Source organism: Acinetobacter sp. WU_MDCI_Abxc222 (assembly GCF_025514755.1).
GTDB lineage: Bacteria > Pseudomonadota > Gammaproteobacteria > Pseudomonadales > Moraxellaceae > Acinetobacter > Acinetobacter geminorum.
On sequence record NZ_JAHPVG010000001.1, the window covers coordinates 490,532 to 509,543 of the forward strand.

At 40.6% G+C, this 19,012-nt stretch carries 17 protein-coding genes; 9 read left to right on the forward strand and 8 right to left on the reverse strand.

Features of this window, described 5'->3' with window-relative positions:
• Window positions 1–17: 17 nt before the first annotated feature.
• From KTJ10_RS02350 to KTJ10_RS02365, 4 genes are read right to left on the reverse strand one after another with little or no spacing between them, the layout of a single operon-like run.
• Window positions 18–671: a 3-oxoacid CoA-transferase subunit B gene (locus KTJ10_RS02350; protein ID WP_068565376.1), complete on the reverse strand. Its 654-nt coding sequence runs from the start codon at window positions 669–671 to the stop codon at window positions 18–20.
• Entirely contained in the window at window positions 671–1,339 is a 669-nt protein-coding gene (locus KTJ10_RS02355; protein ID WP_199976547.1) for a 3-oxoacid CoA-transferase subunit A, read from the reverse strand. Before KTJ10_RS02355 ends, KTJ10_RS02350 begins: the two co-directional genes overlap by 1 nt.
• 47 nt (window positions 1,340–1,386) lie before the next feature.
• Window positions 1,387–2,670: an MFS transporter gene (locus KTJ10_RS02360; protein WP_017481548.1), complete on the reverse strand. Its 1,284-nt coding sequence runs from the start codon at window positions 2,668–2,670 to the stop codon at window positions 1,387–1,389.
• Between the two features lie 58 nt (window positions 2,671–2,728).
• Window positions 2,729–3,883 (reverse strand): acyl-CoA dehydrogenase family protein, encoded by a 1,155-nt coding sequence (locus KTJ10_RS02365; RefSeq protein ID WP_104080563.1) that lies wholly within the window; start codon window positions 3,881–3,883, stop codon window positions 2,729–2,731.
• A 311-nt stretch (window positions 3,884–4,194) separates the two neighbouring features.
• Between KTJ10_RS02365 and KTJ10_RS02370 the strand changes: the two genes are divergently transcribed.
• The 6 genes from KTJ10_RS02370 (at window position 4,195) to KTJ10_RS02395 (ending at window position 10,767) form a co-directional block, all read left to right on the forward strand.
• A complete protein-coding gene (locus KTJ10_RS02370; RefSeq protein ID WP_199992889.1) occupies window positions 4,195–4,983 on the forward strand; it encodes an enoyl-CoA hydratase in 789 nt (262 codons plus the stop codon).
• Window positions 4,984–5,012: 29 nt separating this feature from the next.
• Window positions 5,013–5,774, forward strand: coding sequence for an SDR family oxidoreductase (locus tag KTJ10_RS02375; protein ID WP_262441254.1), 762 nt, complete (start codon window positions 5,013–5,015; stop codon window positions 5,772–5,774).
• 61 nt (window positions 5,775–5,835) lie between these two features.
• On the forward strand, window positions 5,836–7,359 hold the full coding sequence (locus KTJ10_RS02380) for a 3-hydroxyacyl-CoA dehydrogenase (protein WP_262441255.1): 1,524 nt from the start codon (window positions 5,836–5,838) through the stop codon (window positions 7,357–7,359).
• A 14-nt stretch (window positions 7,360–7,373) separates the two neighbouring features.
• The gene (locus tag KTJ10_RS02385) at window positions 7,374–8,579 is read left to right on the forward strand and encodes a 3-oxoadipyl-CoA thiolase (protein WP_060465828.1); all 1,206 of its coding nucleotides are present in this window, start codon (window positions 7,374–7,376) and stop codon (window positions 8,577–8,579) included.
• 109 nt (window positions 8,580–8,688) lie between these two features.
• Window positions 8,689–9,531 carry an IclR family transcriptional regulator gene (locus KTJ10_RS02390; RefSeq protein WP_262441256.1) on the forward strand — a complete coding sequence of 281 codons (843 nt, stop codon included), beginning with the start codon at window positions 8,689–8,691 and terminating at the stop codon, window positions 9,529–9,531.
• Window positions 9,532–9,594: 63 nt separating this feature from the next.
• Window positions 9,595–10,767, forward strand: a complete 1,173-nt coding sequence (locus KTJ10_RS02395) for an MFS transporter (RefSeq protein ID WP_262441257.1) — start codon at window positions 9,595–9,597, stop codon at window positions 10,765–10,767.
• Window positions 10,768–10,825: 58 nt separating this feature from the next.
• Here the strand turns inward: KTJ10_RS02395 and KTJ10_RS02400 are convergent, their stop codons facing one another.
• Window positions 10,826–11,797, reverse strand: a complete 972-nt coding sequence (locus tag KTJ10_RS02400) for an NAD(P)H-dependent flavin oxidoreductase (protein WP_125518544.1) — start codon at window positions 11,795–11,797, stop codon at window positions 10,826–10,828.
• A 230-nt stretch (window positions 11,798–12,027) separates the two neighbouring features.
• Here KTJ10_RS02400 and KTJ10_RS02405 point away from each other — a divergent pair, with 230 nt between their 5' ends.
• On the forward strand, window positions 12,028–12,837 hold the full coding sequence (locus tag KTJ10_RS02405) for an enoyl-CoA hydratase (RefSeq protein WP_262441259.1): 810 nt from the start codon (window positions 12,028–12,030) through the stop codon (window positions 12,835–12,837).
• A 65-nt stretch (window positions 12,838–12,902) separates the two neighbouring features.
• Here KTJ10_RS02405 and KTJ10_RS02410 read toward each other — a convergent pair whose 3' ends face one another.
• Window positions 12,903–13,748 carry an IclR family transcriptional regulator gene (locus KTJ10_RS02410; protein ID WP_000996082.1) on the reverse strand — a complete coding sequence of 282 codons (846 nt, stop codon included), beginning with the start codon at window positions 13,746–13,748 and terminating at the stop codon, window positions 12,903–12,905.
• Window positions 13,749–13,934: 186 nt separating this feature from the next.
• The gene (locus KTJ10_RS02415; protein ID WP_262441260.1) at window positions 13,935–15,152 is read right to left on the reverse strand and encodes a CaiB/BaiF CoA transferase family protein; all 1,218 of its coding nucleotides are present in this window, start codon (window positions 15,150–15,152) and stop codon (window positions 13,935–13,937) included.
• A 331-nt stretch (window positions 15,153–15,483) separates the two neighbouring features.
• Between KTJ10_RS02415 and KTJ10_RS02420 the strand changes: the two genes are divergently transcribed.
• Together KTJ10_RS02420 and KTJ10_RS02425 are read left to right on the forward strand one after the other, a co-directional pair.
• Window positions 15,484–16,635, forward strand: a complete 1,152-nt coding sequence (locus KTJ10_RS02420) for an acyl-CoA dehydrogenase family protein (RefSeq protein ID WP_262441261.1) — start codon at window positions 15,484–15,486, stop codon at window positions 16,633–16,635.
• 61 nt (window positions 16,636–16,696) lie between these two features.
• Entirely contained in the window at window positions 16,697–17,947 is a 1,251-nt protein-coding gene (locus tag KTJ10_RS02425; RefSeq protein ID WP_199992881.1) for an MFS transporter, read from the forward strand.
• 225 nt (window positions 17,948–18,172) lie between these two features.
• On the opposite strand, the gene phnX is transcribed toward KTJ10_RS02425, so the two are convergent.
• Window positions 18,173–18,988 (reverse strand): phosphonoacetaldehyde hydrolase, encoded by an 816-nt coding sequence (gene phnX, locus KTJ10_RS02430; protein ID WP_262441262.1) that lies wholly within the window; start codon window positions 18,986–18,988, stop codon window positions 18,173–18,175.
• Window positions 18,989–19,012 lie beyond the last annotated feature (24 nt).

Here is a 19,012-nt window from a genome sequence, read left to right on the forward strand (position 1 = left end):
TTTTTTCCGTGTGTAATTTAGGCTACACGTGCATCTATCAATTCACAGTCTGTGACAGCCTGTAATTCATCAAAAGTTAAGCCTTCGACTATTTCCGTGACATAAGCTTTTTGGTCTTTGAGTTCAATAATGCATAAATCTGTATAAATACGATCTACACACTGCTCACCCGTCATTGGATATGTAATTTCCTTTACAATTTTGGGCTCACCTTTTTTAGTGACATGCTCCATATAGACATAAATCGTTTTTGCGCCGACTGCCAAATCCATAGCACCGCCAACTGCGGGTACATCATCTGCTTTACCGGTATGCCAGTTTGCTAAGTCTCCATTTACCGCAACTTGGAATGCCCCAATTACGCAAATGTCCAGATGGCCGCCACGCATTATGTCAAACGAGTCACCATGATGCATAAAACATCCACCATCTAATAAAGTGACAAGTTCTTTTCCGGCATTTACTAAGTCTTCATCTTCCTCACCCGGTTGTGGTGGTGGCCCAAAAGCCAAAACCCCATTTTCCGAATGTAAAAAGATTTCTTTGTCTTTTGGCAAAAATTTAGCAACGTTGGTCGGTAAGCCAATTCCTAAATTGACATAAGAACCTTCCGGAATGTCATTGGCAATGAGCTTGGCAATATCTTCACGAGAACGCTTTTGAACTGACATTAGATATCTCCTACTTTTACAACGTGCTGAACAAAAATTCCCGGTGTAATAATGCACTCTGGGTCAAGCATTCCTAGTTCTACGGTGTCATTCACTTGAACAATCGTGGTCTTGGCGGCTTTTGCCATGATCGGCCCAAAATTGCGGGCTGCTTTGCGGTAAGTTAAATTGCCCCAGCGGTCGGCTTTATCGGCATAAATCAGTGCAAAATCAGCTTCAAGTGGATATTCAAGCACATAATTTTTACCGTTAATGGTTCGGGTCTCTTTACCCTCGGCAACTTTGGTGCCATAACCAGTCGGCGTAAAAATAGCCCCTAAACCAGCCCCTGCGGCCTGAATCCGACAAGCCAAATTACCTTGTGGAACTAGTTCTAACTCAATTTTTCCCGCTCTATATAAGTCTTGAAAAACGGTTGACCCAGCAGATTTCGGAAATGAACAAATCATTTTCTTTACACAGCCAGCAATAATGAGCTTGGTTAGGCCACGATCACCAGAAGCCGCATTGTTATTTACAACGGTGAGTTCTTTTTTTCCTAAATCTATTAAGGCTTCAATTAATTCAGCAGGTTGCCCCGTCACACCAAACCCGCCTGTCATGATGGTTGCACCATCAGGAATAGCTTTTAAAATCGGTTCAATGTCACTGGTGATTTTATTTATCATCTCACTTGTCCCTTTTCATCCTTAATTTAAGGTGACAGATTGATCTGTCACTCTGCCTTTTGCGGGTTAAATAGTCGGTCTTTAATAAATAACAATGGAATTACACCGCAGATAAAATAAGCCGCAGCCATCACCAAGAGTCCTAAACCAATAGAACCGTTTTGCGATAGAAAACCAATTGTTAATGGAGAGAAAATAGAAAGTACTTTACCAATGTTATAAGCACCGCCCACTGCCGAGCCTCGAATAGAAGTCGGGAAGCTTTCTGTCATATAGGTAGCATTAATTGCGTATGGAATACCGTAAAGGAAACCGAAGAACAGCATCATCCACAAAATATTGGTTGGTGTATTTAAATAGACAATCACTGGAATAAATAAGGCTGTGCCAATGGTTCCGAAAGCAAATACAGCGCGGCGTCCTAGTTTATCGGCAACGATCCCTGCAATCACTTTGGCAAACATCATAATCAGGAAAGTACCGACCATATACATCGCCATTTCTTTAAACTTGATGCCTAGATCAGACTCTAAATAAGCCGGTAACCAGTTACTTACGCCGTAATAACCAAACTGCAATGCACCCGTACTAATAATCCAAAGCACAAACATGGTGCCATGTTTTTTATCTCTTAAAATCTCAAGATATGGATTTTGACGTTTTTTAGGTTGGTTACTTTGAGCGACTTCTAGCGCTTTTAATTGACGGGCTTTTTTCCAAGACTCAGGTTCAGGTACACAAAAGTGCATTAAAACTGACAATACCACAGGCGCAATTGCAATCCAGTAAAGGAAACGCCAGCCATGTTCAGGAATAATATGTCCAGCTAATAATGTCGCGAGCAAAGAACCCAGTGTATAACCAGTCATGAGAGTAGCCAAAACAGTCGAGCGATGTTTGGTTGGCACCATTTCAGACATTAAAATATTACAAGCAATATAGAGCGCACCTAAACCCATCGCTCCAAAAGTTCTTAAAACTGCAAATTGCATATAAGAATCAGTAAAACCCAGTGCGCTGGTTAAAACTGAAGAATAAGCAATAAAAAACACAATAATGCGTACTCGCCCAAAACGGTCACAAGCCCATCCGCCAATCAGACCACCCACAGCCGATCCGAAAAGCGTTAAGCTGCCTAATGTTCCGGCTTGTACACCCGTTAAATGAAATTCTGTTTTAAGACTGGTCAGGCTCAATGCCAAAAAACCTAAGTCTGCCCCATCACACAACAATGTTAAAAAAGCGAATATAAATGCGGTAATCCAAATCTTTTTTGGTGTCTGGATAGCTTCACTGCTAGCCGTATTTTGGGTAACTGTTTCTGTTGTCATGTCCATATCCTCAGAAGGAACATGAGGCATCCAATGCCTCATGGCATTTGATTTTTTATTAGGCTGTAGCTTCCCTAATCATGTTTTTGGCAATAATAATTTGTTGAACTTGCGTGGTTCCTTCATATAAACGGAACAAACGCACATCGCGATAAAAACGCTCGATGGCATATTCACTGATATAGCCTGCACCACCGTGAATCTGTACACAGCGGTCAGCAACGCGTCCGCACATTTCAGTCGCAAACATTTTGGCGCATGATGCTTCTGTGCTAATGTTTTCGCCATTGTCACGACGGCGAGCTGCATCTAAAACCATACATTTAGCTGCATAAATCTCGGCTTTTGAGTCGGCAAGCATGGCTTGAATCAACTGGAAGTTCGCAATAGGTTGACCAAACTGTTTACGCTCAATCGCATAGTGCAATGCGTCGTTTAACATGCGTTCGGCAACACCCACGCTATAGGCACCAATGTGCAAACGACCTTTATCAAGCACTTTCATGGCCGTTTTAAAACCAACACCTTCTATCCCACCAATCAGTGCAGAAGCAGGTACACGGCAATTTTCAAAAATCACATCACAGGTGTGTGAGCCCTTTTGCCCCATTTTTTGGTCAATTTTGCCCAACGTAATGCCCGGCGTATTCGCCTCAACTAAAAAAGCTGAAATGCCACCAGATCCTTTAATTTCAGGATTGGTTCGCGCCATTACGGTAAAAGTTGCAGCATGGGGTGCATTGGTAATAAAGCGTTTAGTGCCGTTTAACACATAAAAGTCACCATCTTTAACTGCGCTGGTTTTTAAAGAGGCAGCATCAGAACCAGATTCAGGCTCGGTTAAACAAAATGAACCAATAATTTCGCCACTTGCGTAACGTGGTAAATATTTCTGCTTCTGCTCTTCTGTACCATCAATCAAAATTGCACTTGAGCCAATCCCGTTATTGGTACCAATTAAAGAACGAAAAGCCGGTGAAGTTTGTCCAAGTTCAAATGCAACTCTGACTTCTTCTTCCATGGTGATGCCTAAGCCACCATATTCTTCGGGAATTGTAAGACCGAACAAACCAAGCTCACGCATTTGCTGCACAATGTCATCTGGAATTTTGTCTTTCTCTACCACTTCGTTTTCACGAGGGATCAATTCATTTTTTACAAAATCTCGAATTGTTGAAAGTAACTGCTCCAACATCCCTTCATCACGGATCATCTGTGATCTCCCTTTTTATGTATTTCCATCGTACCCATCAGCCATCTCTAGCTAGTCTGGATACCATGTTTTAAATCTTGTTTACTGCGGATGTGTTTCATAGTACGAGAACGAAAATATAAATTTCAAGCTTTTTTGAAAATTAATTTCGTTTAACGAAATTTAAAAAATCACCATTATGCAATATCAATAACTTAGCTTATTTAATAAATCATAATTGCTCTAATGGACTAAATAAGACTTGAAATAAATTCCAAAATAAGCATCATAAAAGGAATATAGTTTTGATGTGCGAAACAAGGAATTCAAAAATGAGTGTATCAATAGGGAATAATTTCGTAGAAGTCGACTTTTCTATTCAAAAAATAGCGATTGTAAAAATAAACCGACCTGAAGCAAAAAATGCACTGAATACAGAGGTTCGCAAACAACTAGCACAAGCTTTTACCGAATTAAGTTTTAACGATGAGATCAATGCGGTTGTGCTCACAGGTGGTGAAGAAGTCTTTGCCGCAGGCGCAGATCTAAAAGAAATGGCAACCGCAACTTCAACTGAAATGTTATTGCGTCATACGGAACGTTACTGGAATGCGATTGCCCAGTGCCCTAAACCTGTGATTGCTGCTGTAAATGGCTATGCATTAGGTGGTGGCTGTGAACTTGCAATGCATGCTGACATTATTATTGCAGGTAAAGGCGCGACTTTTGGTCAACCAGAAATTAAAGTCGGTTTAATGCCGGGTGCTGGTGGTACACAACGTTTATTTCGTGCTGTCGGTAAATTCCATGCCATGCGCATGATTATGACGGGTGCCATGATCAAAGCCGAAGAAGCTTATACCATCGGTCTTGTTTCGCAAGTCACCGAAGATGACCAAACTATTCCAACTGCGATTCAAATGGCGCAAAGCCTCGCAAAAATGCCTCCTATTGCCCTGCAACAAATTAAAGAAGTTGCCTTAATGAGCGAAGATGTTCCATTAAATGTAGGCTTAACGCTAGAACGAAAAGCATTCCAGTTGTTGTTTTCTACCGAAGATAAAAATGAAGGCGTTCAAGCTTTTATCGAAAAGCGTAAACCATCTTATCAAGGTAAATAACTTAAAATCATAATAACAAAGGAATGAAAATGGCCAGAAAAGTATTGATTAGTGCAGGTGGCTCAGGGATTGGACGATGCATTGCTGAAGTCTTTTTAAACAATCAGGATGAGGTTTTCGTTTGTGATATTAATGCTAAAAGCCTAGAACAATTTCAAAAAGATTATCCAAAGCTGCACATATATACCTGTGATTTAGCTAATCATGAGCAAATTAAACTCATGTTTGGTCATGCAGTTCAGAAACTTGGCGGTATTGATATTTTAGTTAATAACACAGGCATTTCAGGCCCGACTGTTGCTGCAGATGAGCTAAGTTTTGGAGATTGGAATACAGTTATAAATTTAAACCTGAATAGCACTTTTTTAATTACCCAATTAACAATTCCCTATTTAAAGAAAGCAGAAGCAGGCGTGGTTATTAATATGTCATCTATTGCCGGACGCTTAGGCTATCCATACCGATTAGCTTACTCCACCTCAAAATGGGGGCTGATCGGTTTTACCAAAACCCTTTCTATGGAACTCGGTGCAGACAATATTCGAGTTAACGCTATTCTTCCGGGTGCAGTCGATGGTGATCGGGTTCAACGTGTATTACAGGCCCGCGCCGATGTAGCGCATACCTCACTTGAAGAAGTGACTCAAAATGCACTGAAAAATCAGTCACTCAAATATTTTGTCAATCCAAAACATATTGCAGATTTATGCCTATTTTTAGCGTCAGAAAGTGGTCGCTCAATTTCAGGTCAAATCTTACCCATTGATGGTGATAAACAATGCTTAAGCTAAATCACCCAACCCTATTTTTCCATTTAATTTCAAATATAGATCAATAATCAGGATGATCGACATGACTTATGATATTAAAAGCATGGCTGTGATTGGTGTAGGTGTCATGGGCAGTGGTATTGCTCAAATTGCTGCACAGTCAGGTCATACCACTTATTTATATGATGCCAAAGCAGGTGCAGCAGAACAGGCAAAAGAAAAACTGGCTGCTACATTTCAAAAGTTAGTCGACAAAAATAAAATTACATCTGAGCAAGCGACAGCGGCAAATAACCATTTAATTGTTGCTCATCAAATTGAAGATTTAAAAAATTGCGACCTGATTGTAGAAGCAATTGTTGAACGTCTTGATATCAAACAAAGCTTGATGCAACAACTTGAAGATATTGTTTCGGATAATACTATTTTAGCCTCAAACACCTCTTCTCTTTCTATTACAGCCATTGCGGCAAACTGCAAAAAACCTGAACGTGTGGTGGGCTATCACTTCTTTAACCCAGTTCCACTCATGAAAGTGGTCGAGGTGATTCGTGGTTTAAAAACAGATCCACTTATTATTGATGCCTTAAATGATCTGTCTCGTGCATTTGGTCATCGCCCTGTTGTAGCGAAGGACACCCCTGGATTTATTATTAATCACGCAGGCCGCGCTTATGGCACCGAAGCGCTCAAAATTTTAAATGAAAACGTCTGTGATATTAGTGAAATTGATCGAATTTTACGTGACGGCGTTGGTTTTAGAATGGGTCCTTTTGAATTACTCGATTTAACTGGCCTTGATGTTTCGCATCCAGTTATGGAGTCGATTTATCACCAATACTATGAAGAAGCACGCTACAAACCAAACCCGCTCACCAAACAAATGCTAGATGCCAAGCAACTAGGACGTAAGGTTAATCAAGGTTTTTATAATTATGAAACTGGTTCAAAAACAGGTGAACAACCTGCTCAGTTTGTAGAGCGTTTAGCGCAATATCCAAAAGTTTGGATTGCGGCAGATTTTTTAGACGATAAAAAACAGCTCGAAGATTATTTAACTCAGCAAAATATTACCTTAGACACCAATTCGGAACCACAAACAGATAGCTTATGTTTGCTCGCTTGTTACGGCGAAGACACAACCCAAGCGGCGACCCGCTTAGGAGTTAACCCCGAACAAGCTGTTGCTATAGACATGCTTTATGGCATTGCAAAGCACCGTACCTTAATGCCTTCACTTGTTACCAAACCTGAATACAGTCAGGCAGCTCACTCAATTTTCAATTTAGACGGAAATGTGGTGAGCATGATTGCTGAAAGTATTGGCTTTGTTGCGCAGCGTGTTTTAGCGATGGTCATTAATTTAGGCTGCGATATTGCACAGCAAAATGTTGCCACTGTAGATGACATTAATGCCGCGGTACGTCTTGGCTTAGGCTATCCATTTGGACCAATTGAATGGGGCGATCAAGTCGGTAGCGAAAAAATCTTACTCATTCTTAACCGTATAACAGCACTTACGCATGACCCACGTTACCGCCCTAGCCCGTGGTTACAGCGTCGTGTCGCACTTCGTTTACCTCTCACTTTTACTCACGAGTCTTGAAAAGGAATTTCTCAATGTTAAATGCATATATCTATGATGGTTTGCGTAGCCCATTTGGCCGCCATGCAGGTGAACTTGCCTCAATTCGCCCTGATGATTTAGCCGCAACTGTCATTCAAAAACTATTAGAAAAAACAGGTGTACCAGGCGCGGATATTGAAGATGTGATTTTAGGCGACACCAACCAAGCGGGTGAAGATAGCCGTAATGTGGCACGAAATGCATTATTACTCGCCGGTTTACCTGTTACTGTACCAGGCCAGACAGTAAACCGCCTATGTGCGAGTGGTTTAGGCGCTGTGATTGACTCGGCACGTGCCATTACTTGTGGTGAAGGCGAACTGTATATTGCAGGTGGTGTAGAAAGTATGTCACGTGCACCCTTTGTGATGGGTAAAGCAGAAAGTGCTTATAGCCGTGATGCAAAAATTTATGACACCACCATTGGCTCTCGCTTTCCAAATAAAAAAATTATTGCTCAGTACGGCGGTCATTCAATGCCTGAAACAGGCGATAACGTTGCAGCCGACTTTGGTATTAGCCGTGAGCAAGCTGATTTATTTGCAGCTCAATCACAAGCCAAATATCAAAAAGCCAAAGAAGAAGGTTTCTTTGCCGATGAAATTACTCCAATTGAGGTTTTCCAAGGCAAAAAATTACCGCCCAAACTCGTTTCAGAAGATGAACACCCTCGCCCAAGTTCAACTGTTGAAGCACTCACAAAGTTAAAACCACTCTTTGAAGGTGGCGTGGTTACAGCTGGTAATGCTTCAGGTATTAATGACGGTGCAGCAGCCCTGTTAATTGGTTCAGAAGCAGCAGGTCAAAAATATGACCTAAAACCAATGGCAAAAATTTTATCAGCGGCAGCTGCGGGTATTGAACCACGTATTATGGGTGCAGGCCCGATCGAAGCCATTAAAAAAGCAGTTACTCGTGCTGGCCTTACTTTAGATGACATGGATATTATTGAAATTAATGAAGCCTTTGCCTCACAGGTTTTATCTTGTTTAAAAGGTTTGAATGTTGATTTTAATGACCCACGTGTGAACCCGAACGGTGGTGCGATTGCAGTTGGTCATCCACTTGGTGCATCTGGCGCTCGTCTTGCGTTAACAGTAGCTCGTGAGCTAATACGCCGTAAGAAAAAATATGCCGTGGTGAGCCTATGTATTGGTGTAGGCCAAGGTCTTGCAATGGTGATTGAAAACGTTTCATAACCATTGAACCAGATATCCATTCATCACAACAGCGCAGTGATGAATGGATTTATTTTGCAGAGCGAAATATAATGGCAAAACTATTGCTTTAATTATATTTGAGGATCGAATGTCTCAAAACACGGAAACTGAAAAACCAATAAATTTTGATGAGATACGTTTAGATCCTATTTCGCATATACATCGGGAAAACAACCCGCAATTTATTGCTTCTTTAGCACGCGGTTTAGAACTTTTAAGATGCTTTTCTGCAAACAATCAGGTGCTTGGCAACCAAGAATTAGCAAAAATGACAGGTTTACCTAAACCGACCATTGCACGTATTACCAATACTCTTGTTTCATTAGGTTATTTAAAACAATTGCCTAACTCGACCAAGTACACATTAGATATTGGTGTCTTATCTTTAGGATACGCAGCTTTATCTAACATCTCGATTCGTAATATTGCTCATCAATATATGGAAGAGATGAGCCAGTATGTTCAAGCGCCTGTGGCGATGGCAACACGTGACCGCTTAAATATGGTGTATATCGATGTTGTGCAAATTGAAACAGCCTTATATATGCGCCGTCCAATTGGTTCGACTTTACCACTGCATAGCAGTTCTATGGGACGAGCATGCTTGGCTGCGACTCCTGAACGTGAGCGCAACTTTCTACTTGATGCGTTGAAACAAAAGAACCCCGAAAACTGGCCAGCCATAAAACGCTCATTAGAACGAGCTTTCCGTGATTACCAAGATTATGGATATTGTTTGTCTTTAGGTGAGTGGCATAAAGAAGTGAACTCAGTGGCTGTACCTTTGGTGAGTTCGAAACACGGTCTTTATGTTTTTAACTGTGGTGCGCCAAGTTTTCATTTAAATCCGGAAAAACTTGAAGGTGAAATTGGACCACGTTTAATCCACATGGTGCACAATATTCAAGATGCTTTGAATGAAACGCACTAACAGTCGTGCTTAAAACAGTCATGGTTGTGTTGATTAAAGTTCCACTTTCATTATGACTAAGGCATGATGAAAAACGCACTCTATACCCCAACCATTATTTTAATGGCAATTGCCGCAGGCATTTGTACAGGTGGAAATTATTTTAGTCAGCCACTTATTCATTCAATTAGTGTAAGCCTAGATTTAACTGAAACAACTACAGCGTGGGTGCCAACTCTAGCCCAAATCACCTACGCATGTGGCTTACTCTTTTTAATGCCGTTGGGTGACATATTAGAAAAGCGCAAGCTGCTATTTATCTTTATGTTATTGGCTTCAAGCGGATTAATTATTAGCGGGTTTTCGCACAATATTTATCTTTTACTGCTTGGTACTGTCATTACTGGCCTATTTTCTAGTGCAGCCCAACTGTTGTTACCGCTTGCTGCAAGTCTGGTTCCAATTCAACAAAGCGGCCGTGTCGTTGGCTTTCTACTGAGTGGACTGATGATGGGGGTTTTACTCGCCCGCTCCCTTTCTGGGCTGATGTCTACACTTTTTGCATGGAATATTATTTATCTGGTCAGTGGTTTTCTGTTACTCATCATTGCCATTATTTTGCATCGTAATATTGGGTTATTTCCACCGACTAAATCTGAAAACTATGCAAAAACTATTCGCTCTCTTCCACAGATTTTTATTCAAAATCGACGGTTAAGAACCAGAACTTATATTGGTGGTTTTACATTTGCTTGTGTAAGTTTAACCTTTACCACCATGTCTTTGCTTCTGGCTCCAGCACCCTATTTTTTTAGTGACTTTACCATTGGCCTTTTCGGTTTTGTTGGCGTGTTAGGAACTTTCGTTGCCAATTTTTCAGGCAAATTTATTGACCAAGGCTATGTCCATAAAATTTCAATTTATTGCGGCGTTGGCCTTATTTTAAGTTGGGTTCTATTTTCACTTTTACCCTACCATTTCGCTTTTTATATTATTGCCTTACTTATTCTCTACGCTTCTCTTTCTGCTGTGCATGTCACCAACCAAAGTATCGTATTTAAACTTAATCAAGAACTACGCTCACGTTTTAACGCAATTTATATGACGGGGTATTTTGCTGGCGGCGCTTTAGGCACAACGGCAGGAAGTTATGCTTGGAAACACTTCGGATGGACAGGTGTCTGTATTTTAGGTTTAATTTTTGCCGTGCTATGTCTTTATTATTGTGTGCGTGATGCAAAAAATCAGCACAATTAAAGCTTGTGCTGATGTATATAAATTAGGCTAATAATGAGTTATAGAAGCTAGGATAATTCTATAAAAGTCCTAATAAACGCCCACGAATAATATCTTCTGCATCTTTGACAATTCGAGTTACCAGTTCATCGCATGTCGGAATATCATGAATCAAGCTTGCGACTAAACCGCATGACCATGCACCTGCATTTACATCGCCATCAATCATGACTTTTGGATAAACACCAGCCACTTCTTCAATAATATCTTCAAATTTAATGTTATCGCCTAGCGCTTTTTCTTTTGCTACGATTTTTTCTACGGCCGCATTATTCATGACACGTTCTGTGTTTCGCAAAGCACGCATAATTAACCGCGTATCACGTTCGGTTGCATTCAAAATCGCCTGTTTCACATTTGCATGTACGGGAGCTTCCTGAGTCGCAATAAAACGCGTTCCCATGTTAATTCCATCGGCTCCCATCGCTAATGCAGCAGCAAGTGAGCGCCCATCTGCCATACCACCTGAAGCAACAAACGGAATTTCTAATACATCGGCTGCTAAAGGCAATAAAATCATATTTGGCACGTCATCCTCACCAGGATGCCCACCACACTCGAAACCATCTACAGAAACCGCATCACATCCAATTTGCTGAGCTTTTAAGCTATGTCGAACCGAAGTACATTTGTGAATTACTTTAATACCAGCAGCCTTTAAATATGGCATCACCTGTTCAGGATTACGCCCTGCTGTTTCTACAACCTTGACTCCCCCTTTAATAATTGCCTCTACAAAACCCGGATAATCAGGGGTATTCACCGTAGGCAAAAAGGTTAAATTTACCCCAAAAGGCTTGTCGGTCATTTCACGGCAACGTGCAATTTCTTTTGCTAGATTTTCAGGAGTACGTTGAGTTAGGCCAGTAATAATACCTAACCCGCCTGCGTTAGAAACCGCAGCAGCCAGCTCTGCAAAACCAACATAATGCATACCGCCTTGAATAATTGGATGCTCGATTTCAAATAGTTCTGTAATTTTGGTCTTCATATTCTTTCCACTCACTGTTCTATAGCTAGCTTCTCATTTCCTTAGCAGAGCTAGATGCTTATTTACTCATAAATCCTATCAGCATTTAAAGCAATTTAAGTTAAAAATTTCACAATACAAAATTTTATACCACAATATAAAACAAAATAATTGATAACGGAATTATTTTTCGATAGCATCATTTCAATCAGTTGAAATTTTAAACGGAAAGTTATTTAAAGGAATGAATTATGGAGCAGAACAACAAAACTCAAAACGAGCTTAAAACAGGCACAATTCATGAATCTTTTGATAGAAATATACTAACGCTCACCATGAGTAATCCAACTAAAAAGAATGCAATTAATTACGAAATGTATGCGACCCTAAGTCAGGCATTAGATGAGGCTGCAACTAATCAAGATGTTCATGTGGTTGTGCTTACTGGTGAAGACTCCGCATTTACCAGCGGCAATGATGTCAATGCATTTGAAAAACGCGATACCACCAGTTCAGAACCACCCGCTTCGATTGTTTTCTTAAAAAGCTTAGCAACGTTTCCAAAACCGATTATTGCTAAAGTAAATGGTGTGGCAATTGGTATTGGCAGCACCATGCTTCTACATTGCGACCTTGTATATGCAAGCAAAAACTCTATTTTCCAATTCCCCTTTGTGAATTTGGGACTTGTACCTGAAGCCGGTTCAAGTTACATCTTGCCAAGATTATTGGGTTTTGCTCGAGCTTCTGAGATTATTTTGTTGGGTGAAAAGTTTTCGGCAGACCAAGCAAAGAATTATGGTCTAGTAAACGAAATATTTGATGCAACTGGGCTGAATCAGGCAGTTGAAGAAGTAGCAGTTAAACTCGCTCACAAACCAAGCCAAGCCTTACAGCTCAGTAAAAAGTTACTAAGAGATATGCCAATTGATGATCTACTCAATCGTATTGATCATGAGTCGACTATTTTCTCGCGTTGTTTACAAGGTTCCGAGTTTAAAGAAGCATTAAATGCTTTCAAAGAAAAACGGAAACCGAACTTTCACAGCCAAACAACCTAAAACTCTCCCATTAAAAAGCCAGCCTTGAGAAACAAAGCTGGCTCTTATAAATAAATTAAATACGTTTAACTAATCTCAGTACGAATATTATTCACCATGTGTAAAAGACGCGGTGCAATATCTTCTTCGAGTTTTTCACGGTTCATAATAAAGCTTGGACCACCACAGTTAAATACCAACAAACCATGTTGTTCATGAATGAGTGGAACCGCAACCGAATTGACATCTTTATGCCATTCGCCGATTGAGAAACAATATCCAAAATCTTGGTAGTCTTTAAAAGCTTTGTCTAAATCACGGTTAATTTTGATCCAATCTTCTTTGTGCTTACTACGAATGGCATCAAGTAAAAACTCTCTTTCATCTTCAGGCATTGCGGCTAAACATGCACGTCCCATCGAACTTAGATGAATCGGTAAATAGGTTCCAACTTGACGGCGCATGGTCATATTGCCTTTGCCTTGCACCACATCAAGGTAAATCATATTGAGTCGATCACGTGTTGCCATGGCTACAGCAGCGCCAGCATAGTCTGCCAAATTTTTCATATATGGATGAGCAATAGAGCGAATCGACACGTTAGACAGCATGGAATAACCAAACGCAAGAACACCAACTGAAAGCTGGAATTTACTTGAGTTAGGTACTTGTTTGATATAACCCAAACGCGACAAGGTATGTGTGAGGCGAGTAATGGTTGGTTTTGGTAAACCTGTCATCTGCGCAAGCTCTTGGTTGCCCAAATGCTGATGCTTCGGTGTAAAACAACGTAATAGCTCTAAACCACGTGCTAATGCAGTAATAAATTGGCGATCATTTTCATCCTGCATGTCTTCAATCGGATGTAATAATTCATGCCTTAAAGGCGCTAATAATTTTTCTGTCTGTTCTGCATCTACTGCATCGTTCATTGTCATACCAATCCACATTTTGTTTCGCACTGCGAAAATTATAATCTATTTTTTCTATAAATAGCAAAAGAGCAAACATCCGAGTCTGCATCTAAAAGATAACTTCATTTAACTCATTAAAGCGAAAGATTAAATATTTTATTTTCTGATTTTAAATATAATTTTAACCTTCCGCTTTTAAATCAATTACCCAATTACGCCCTTTTCTTTGAGCTCAGCTAGTTTTTCAGGAGAAACTACTCGACCTAAAACCGCCTGCGTATGTTCACCCAACAGCGGCGGTGCTGTTTTGTATTCAACGGGTGTTCTAGAAAGTTTGATTGGCGAGCCAATTACCTTCAATTTTTTACGTTGAGGATGGTTCATCTCGACTAACATTTCTCGGGCAATGACCTGCGGCTCTTGAAAAGCTTGTTCCAAGTTATTAATCACACCGACGGGAACTTTAGCGGCATAAATTACATCTACCCATTCATCTGCTGTTTTTGTTAAAAAGTGAGTTTGTAAAATTCCGATAATTTCATCGCGATGCTTAATTCGGTCCGCATTTCGAGCAAAACGTGCATCATTTGGTAAATCGGGTAAACCAATACTACGACAGAGTTGAATAAACTGAGTGTCATTTCCACATGCAATAATAAAATCACGGTCAGAAGCTTTGAACACTTGATAAGGCACAATATTGGCGTGTGCATTGCCATAACGCTTAGGGATATTACCCGATGAAAGATAGTTCATTCCCTGATTTGCCATTGTGGCAATTTGAACATCAAGCAAAGCCATATCAATGTATTGGCCTAAACCTGTCACATGGCGGTTGAGTAAAGCAGCCTGTATGGCAATCGTAGAATAAAGACCAGTGGCTAAATCGGAAAATGCGACCCCTACTTTTTGTGGACCACCACCCGGCAAATCATCACGCTCACCTGTAACTGACATGAGTCCGCCCATGCCCTGAATAATAAAGTCATAACCGGGCTCTTCTGCTCTTGGGCCATTTTGACCAAAACCTGTTATCGAGCAATACACTAGTTTAGGGTTAATCTCAGATAAAGACTCATAGTCCAAACCGTACTTTTTCAAAGAACCCGCTTTGTAGTTTTCAATCACGACATCGGTGTCTTGAATGAGGGCTTTAATCAATTCTTGGCCATCAGGACTGGCAATGTCGATGGCAACAGATAGTTTATTACGGTTAGTGGACTGATAATAAGCAGCTTCTTGAGTGTCTTGGCCTGAGTCATCTTTCATCCAAGGTGGCCCCCAAGAACGGGTATCATCACCGACTTTCGGTCGTTCAATCTTGATTACTTCTGCGCCTAAATCGGCAAGAATCTGTCCACACCAAGGCCCAGCCAATACCCGACTTAAGTCAAGTACCCGAATTCCATTTAAAGCACCCATCTTCATCCCACTATATTTTGTGACTTATTTCCTATAGGAAAACTTATCCATTTAAAATTTCGCATAGCGATATATATTTTTAATATACACACCTCTTTTTAAAAATCAAACTTTAATTTTCCACTAAAAATAATGATTTTTTATAAGAAAATATAGCTTAAATAAATCAATAAATTAGCTAAAGATAAATCAACAACAAAGTACCGCATTGCGAAATTAATTTTCAAAATATATTGTTTTGCATTCATCCTTTGATTACTATCGCTTCAAATATTGGTGATTTTACGAACATCACATTGATGTATTTAGTATGTAGTAAAAGGACGAGACTATGATTCGAGATCAGGAAACCTTAAATCAACTTGTTGATATGATTCGACAATTTGTTGAAGGTGTATTAATTCCTCATGAGAATGAAGTCGCTGAAACGGATGAAATTCCTCAAGATATTGTTGAGCAAATGAAAGCTCTCGGCTTATTCGGTTTAACCATTCCTGAAGAGTACGAAGGTCTTGGACTAACAATGGAAGAAGAGGTCTACGTAGCTTTTGAATTGGGTCGTACCTCTCCTGCTTTTCGCTCTCTGATTGGAACCAATAATGGCATTGGCTCAAGTGGCCTGATTATTGATGGGACCGAAGCACAAAAATCATTTTTCTTGCCACGTTTAGCACGTGGTGAAGTGATTAGTTCTTTTTGCTTAACCGAACCAGATGCGGGTTCTGATGCCGCCTCTTTAAAAACCAGCGCAGTAAAAGACGGTGACTTTTATATTTTAAATGGCACCAAACGCTTTATTACCAATGCTCCTCACGCTGGTGTATTTACAGTGATGGCACGTACAAACCCTGATATTAAAGGCGCTGGTGGCATTTCTGCTTTTATTGTCGATAGCCAAACTCCGGGCATTTTTCTTGGCAAACGCGATAAAAAAATGGGACAAAAAGGTGCCCATACCTGTGACGTTATTTTTGAAAATTGTCTCATCCCTGCTTCAGCACTCATTGGTGGTGTTGAAGGTGTCGGTTTTAAAACGGCCATGAAAGTGCTGGATAAAGGCCGTTTGCATATTGCGGCCTTGAGTGTCGGCGCAGCAACACGAATGCTAGATGATTCTTTAATTTACGCCATCGAACGCAAGCAATTTGGACAACCGATTGCTGAATTCCAGCTCATTCAAGCCATGCTTGCCGACTCAAAAGCTGAAATTTATGCCGCTAAATGTATGGTCTTAGACGCTGCACGCCTACGCGATGCAGGACAAAACGTTAGCACTGAAGCCTCATGCGCAAAAATGTTTGCAACCGAAATGTGTGGCCGCGTTGCTGATCGCTGCGTACAAATTCACGGCGGTGCGGGTTACGTCAGTGAATATGCCATTGAACGTTTTTATCGAGATGTTCGTTTGTTCCGTCTCTATGAAGGGACCACTCAAATTCAACAAGTGATTATTGCCCGAAACATGATTCGCGCTGCGTCTTAATCAAATTTTAAGCGCTTCAAAACGACTTGAAGTGCTTTTTATCAAATGTAGGTAATGGATTATGGCTACAAATTACAAAGAAGGTCTTTCTCGTATACAGCCTCATACGTGGAAAATAGCTTTTACTTTTGCTTTTCTAGCACTGTTGGTAGATGGTGCAGATTTGATGATGCTGTCTTATAGCTTAAATAGTATTAAGGCAGATTTTGGATTAAGTTCAGTACAAGCAGGTATGCTTGGCAGTTTCACATTGGCAGGCATGGCTGTTGGTGGAATTTTTGGGGGATGGGCGTGCGATAAATTTGGTCGTGTGCGCATTGTGGTTATTTCTATTTTAACTTTCTCGCTCCTCACCTGTGGCTTAGGTTTCACTCAAAGCTTTCTTCAGTTTGGTATTTTAAGATTTTTTGCATCACTGGGTTTAGGTTCACTTTATATCGCCTGTAATACCCTCATGGCCGAATATGTCCCAACCCGTTATCGCACCACAGTACTGGGCACTTTACAAGCAGGTTGGACGGTTGGCTATATTGTTGCGACTTTGCTTGCAGGTTGGATTATTCCTGATTATGGCTGGCGCATGCTGTTTTATGTTGCGATTATTCCGGTCATTATTGCTGTTCTCATGCATGTGCTTGTACCGGAACCAGAAGCATGGCAAAAGTCTCGACTACAACAACCGGTTGTGCCTCAGAATGCTCAAAAAACTTCAGCATTTAAGCTTATTTTCCAAGATAAACGAAACCGCAATATGTTTATCTTATGGGCATTAACAGCGGGCTTTTTACAGTTTGGCTACTATGGTGTAAACAACTGGATGCCGTCATACCTTGAAAGTGAACTGGGTATGAAATTTAAGGAAATGACTGCCTATATGGTAGGTACATATACCGCCATGATTTTGGGTAAAGTTCTTGCGGGCATGATGGCCGATAAATTAGGACGTCGTTTTACCTATGCCTTTGGTGCAATCGGCACTGCTATTTTCCTACCTTTAATTGTCTTTTATAACTCGCCAAGCAACATTCTATATTTACTGGTGACCTTTGGTTTCCTCTACGGCATCCCGTATGGCGTAAATGCAACCTACATGACCGAAAGCTTTGCGACCGCTATTCGCGGTACAGCCATTGGCGGTGCTTATAACGTTGGACGTTTAGGTGCTGCTTTAGCCCCTGCAACTATTGGTTTCTTAGCCTCTGGCGGGTCAATTGGTTTAGGTTTTGTCGTGATGGGTGCTGCCTATCTGATTTGTGGCGTGATACCGGCCCTATTTATTAAAGAAAAATTATATGACCCTCAAAAGTCGTAAAAGATCCATCACAAAAAATCCTATAGGTCCTGTGTCTATAGGATTGATGGTACTAACGATCTAAACATGTGTTTTAGATGGTTAGCAGGAAATAAGGAATTTACCTCTTAAAGTTACTCCTTATTTCCACATATGTAGAGTGTATCTACTCTTCATTTTAATTTTTTAGGTAAGCTTAGCTCCCGAGGGAGCTAAGCTTAAAAAAGATATAGACCTAAACTTTGTTTAAGGTCGTTCACCCTGCCCCAAACGGCGTTCAATATCATCTAAAACATTTGGCAAATCAGCAACACTATCAATCACATAGTGCGCGCCAGACGCATTCATTTTTTGGTATGCCTTATCTTTTAGAATAATCTGTTCATCGGCCGATAGCGAACTCCACTCTTCATAGCTTAAACCGACTTCATTACCACTAATCGCAAGTCCTACTGTCCAGCACCCTGCGTTTAAACCTTCGTCAATACCCACCACGGTATCATCTACTTTTACAACAGTTTTAATATCAGACACATCGAGTTGAATTAAGTTTTTCCATAACATTTCAGGATATGGACGGCCATATTTCACGTCGCTGGCAGTAACAATACAATCCGGTCGGTAACCCTGATCGGCAGCATCTTTGACCAAGCGGCCAATCATCATGGATGCATAACCCGTGTTACTGCCGATTTTTGCACCACGTTTTTTAATATTTTCAAAAGTCGCCAGTGCACCCGGAATTAAAGCCGAGCATGTTGGAATCGAATCTAATTGATAAGGAATAAAGTCCTTATATAAACGGTCAATATCTGCTTCAGCTGCAGGCTTCCCATAAACTTCCTGCCATGCAGCCGCTACACGCGGCATTTTTAAAACTGCTGCAATATGGTCACGTTTTTCTAAACCCATTGGGGCACGCGCTTCTTCAACCGTAATTTCAACTTTATTGTCTTTAAATAAAGCCATAAAAGCCAAAATCGGTGCACGTGAGCCAAAATCTACAGTTGTGCCAGCCCAGTCAAAAACCACAGCCTGAATTTGTGTATTGTTGGTTGTCATGGTGTATTCCCTTTAATTCAAATG

Bases quoted from the DNA above. Each gene is read 5' to 3' on its own strand.
- KTJ10_RS02380 (WP_262441255.1), top strand. From the start codon at position 5,836: ATGACTTATGATATTAAAAGCATGGCTGTGATTGGTGTAGGTGTCATG.
- KTJ10_RS02375 (WP_262441254.1), top strand. From the start codon at position 5,013: ATGGCCAGAAAAGTATTGATTAGTGCAGGTGGCTCAGGGATTGGACGA.
- KTJ10_RS02390 (WP_262441256.1), top strand. From the start codon at position 8,689: ATGTCTCAAAACACGGAAACTGAAAAACCAATAAATTTTGATGAGATA.
- KTJ10_RS02410 (WP_000996082.1), bottom strand. From the start codon at position 13,748: ATGAACGATGCAGTAGATGCAGAACAGACAGAAAAATTATTAGCGCCT.
- KTJ10_RS02395 (WP_262441257.1), top strand. From the start codon at position 9,595: ATGATGAAAAACGCACTCTATACCCCAACCATTATTTTAATGGCAATT.
- KTJ10_RS02355 (WP_199976547.1), bottom strand. From the start codon at position 1,339: ATGATAAATAAAATCACCAGTGACATTGAACCGATTTTAAAAGCTATT.
- KTJ10_RS02400 (WP_125518544.1), bottom strand. From the start codon at position 11,797: ATGAAGACCAAAATTACAGAACTATTTGAAATCGAGCATCCAATTATT.
- phnX (WP_262441262.1), bottom strand. From the start codon at position 18,988: ATGACAACCAACAATACACAAATTCAGGCTGTGGTTTTTGACTGGGCT.
- KTJ10_RS02420 (WP_262441261.1), top strand. From the start codon at position 15,484: ATGATTCGAGATCAGGAAACCTTAAATCAACTTGTTGATATGATTCGA.
- KTJ10_RS02365 (WP_104080563.1), bottom strand. From the start codon at position 3,883: ATGATCCGTGATGAAGGGATGTTGGAGCAGTTACTTTCAACAATTCGA.
- KTJ10_RS02350 (WP_068565376.1), bottom strand. From the start codon at position 671: ATGTCAGTTCAAAAGCGTTCTCGTGAAGATATTGCCAAGCTCATTGCC.
- KTJ10_RS02385 (WP_060465828.1), top strand. From the start codon at position 7,374: ATGTTAAATGCATATATCTATGATGGTTTGCGTAGCCCATTTGGCCGC.
- KTJ10_RS02415 (WP_262441260.1), bottom strand. From the start codon at position 15,152: ATGGGTGCTTTAAATGGAATTCGGGTACTTGACTTAAGTCGGGTATTG.
- KTJ10_RS02360 (WP_017481548.1), bottom strand. From the start codon at position 2,670: ATGACAACAGAAACAGTTACCCAAAATACGGCTAGCAGTGAAGCTATC.
- KTJ10_RS02405 (WP_262441259.1), top strand. From the start codon at position 12,028: ATGGAGCAGAACAACAAAACTCAAAACGAGCTTAAAACAGGCACAATT.
- KTJ10_RS02370 (WP_199992889.1), top strand. From the start codon at position 4,195: ATGAGTGTATCAATAGGGAATAATTTCGTAGAAGTCGACTTTTCTATT.
- KTJ10_RS02425 (WP_199992881.1), top strand. From the start codon at position 16,697: ATGGCTACAAATTACAAAGAAGGTCTTTCTCGTATACAGCCTCATACG.